Source organism: Gordonia sp. (in: high G+C Gram-positive bacteria), assembly GCF_049299075.1.
GTDB lineage: Bacteria > Actinomycetota > Actinomycetes > Mycobacteriales > Mycobacteriaceae > Gordonia.
Map to the genome: position 1 here is coordinate 1 of NZ_JBAQWU010000428.1, position 2,178 is coordinate 2,178.

Sequence of the window (2,178 nt, forward strand, 5' to 3'; positions counted from 1 at the left end):
GCCTTTGGGCGCCCCGGTGGTGCGCCCCGCAAGGGCCGCAAGTCTAAGCGGCAGAAGCGGCAAGAGTACGACTCGATGCAGGCCCCGACCGTCGGTGGCATCCGGCTGGTCAACGGCAACGGCGAGACCATCCGGCTCGCGCGCGGTGCCTCCCTGTCGGACTTCGCCGACAAGATCGGCGCCAACCCGGCGTCGCTGGTGCAGGCGCTGTTCAACCTCGGCGAGATGGTTACCGCCACCGAGTCGGTGAACGATGAGACGCTGGAGCTGCTCGGCTCGGAGATGAATTACGTCGTTCAGGTCGTCAGCCCCGAGGATGAAGATCGTGAGCTCCTGCAGAGCTTCGACCTCACCTACGGCGAGGACGAGGGCGGCGAAGAAGATCTCGCGGTGCGTCCGCCGGTGGTCACCGTCATGGGTCACGTCGACCACGGCAAGACCCGACTGCTCGACACGATCCGCAAGGAGAATGTCGGCGAGGGCGAGGCCGGCGGCATCACGCAGCACATCGGTGCGTACCAGGTGAACACCTCGCTGAACGGCCAGGACCGTCTGGTTACTTTCATCGATACCCCCGGTCACGAGGCGTTCACCGCCATGCGTGCCCGCGGTGCCAAGGCCACCGACATCGCGATCCTGGTGGTCGCGGCCGACGACGGCGTCATGCCGCAGACGGTGGAGGCGGTGAACCACGCCCAGGCCGCTGACGTGCCGGTCGTGGTCGCGGTCAACAAGATCGATAAGGAAGGCGCCGATCCGGCCAAGATCCGCGGTCAGCTCACCGAGTACGGTCTGGTGCCCGAGGAGTACGGCGGCGACACTATGTTCGTCGACATCTCGGCGAAGCAGGGCGAGAACATCGATGCGCTGCTGGAAGCGGTCCTCTTGACCGCCGACGCTTCGCTGGATCTGCGGGCGAACCCGGATATGGACGCACAGGGTGTGGCCATCGAAGCGCACCTGGATCGCGGTCGCGGTCCGGTCGCCACCGTGCTGATTCAGCGCGGCACCTTGCGTGTCGGCGACTCCATCGTCGCCGGTGACGCCTACGGTCGTGTCCGTCGCATGGTCGACGAGCACGGTGACGATGTCACCGAGGCGTACCCGTCGCGTCCGGTTCAGGTCATCGGCTTCACGTCGGTGCCGGGTGCTGGCGATAACGTGCTTGTGGTCGACGAGGACCGCACTGCGCGGCAGATCGCCGATCGGCGTGCGGCGCGCAAGCGCAACGCGCTGGCCGCACGCAGCCGTAAGCGGATCAGCCTCGAGGACCTGGATTCGGCGCTGAAGGAAACCAGTCAGCTGAATCTGATCCTCAAGGGCGACAACTCGGGCACCGTGGAGGCGCTCGAAGAGGCGCTGCTGCAGATCGAGATCGACGACGAGGTGCAGTTGCGGGTCATCGACCGCGGCGTCGGCGGCGTCACCGAGACCAACGTCAACTTGGCGGCGGCTTCGGACGCGATCATCATCGGTTTCAACGTCCGCGCGGAGGGCAAGGCGACTGAGCTGGCCAACCGTGAAGGCGTCGAGATCCGCTACTACTCGATCATCTACAAGGCGATCGAGGAGATCGAAGCAGCGCTCAAGGGCATGCTCAAGCCGATCTACGAAGAGGTCGAGCTTGGCCGCACCGAGATCCGCGCGATCTTCCGGTCGTCCAAGGTCGGCAACATCGCCGGTTGCATGGTGCAGTCGGGCATCGTCCGGCGCAACGCGAAGGCTCGTCTGCTCCGCGACAACACTGTGGTCGCAGAGAATCTCACGGTCAGTACGTTACGCCGCGAGAAGGACGACGTCACCGAGGTGCGTGAGGGCTTCGAATGTGGTCTGACGCTGACGTACGCCGACATCAAGGTCGGCGACATCATCGAGACCTACGAGATGGTGGAGAAGGCGCGCGATTAAATGGTCGACCACGCACGAGCGGCACGGCTCGCTAAGCGAATCACCACGATCGTCGCCTCGGCGATCGGTACGGAGATCAAAGATCCCCGGCTGGTGCACGTGACGATCACCGACACCCGGGTGACCGGTGATCTGCACGATGCCACGGTGTTCTACACGGTGATGGGCAGTTCGGTCGACGCCGAGCCCGACGTGGCGGAGGCGGCGGCCGGACTGGCCGCCGCCACCGGCGCGCTGCGCTCGCGCGTGGGCGCGGGTACGGGCGTCCGG

The 2,178-nt window shown here is 65.7% G+C and carries 2 protein-coding genes; both read left to right on the forward strand.

The features are described 5' to 3' along the window. A partial coding sequence (infB, locus tag WAW85_RS13770; RefSeq protein ID WP_422560169.1) for a translation initiation factor IF-2 occupies window positions 1-1,908 on the forward strand: 1,908 nt, incomplete at its 5' end. Continuing rightward, window positions 1,909-2,178: ribosome-binding factor A (locus WAW85_RS13775; protein ID WP_422560170.1), on the forward strand; the 270-nt coding region annotated here is incomplete at its 3' end.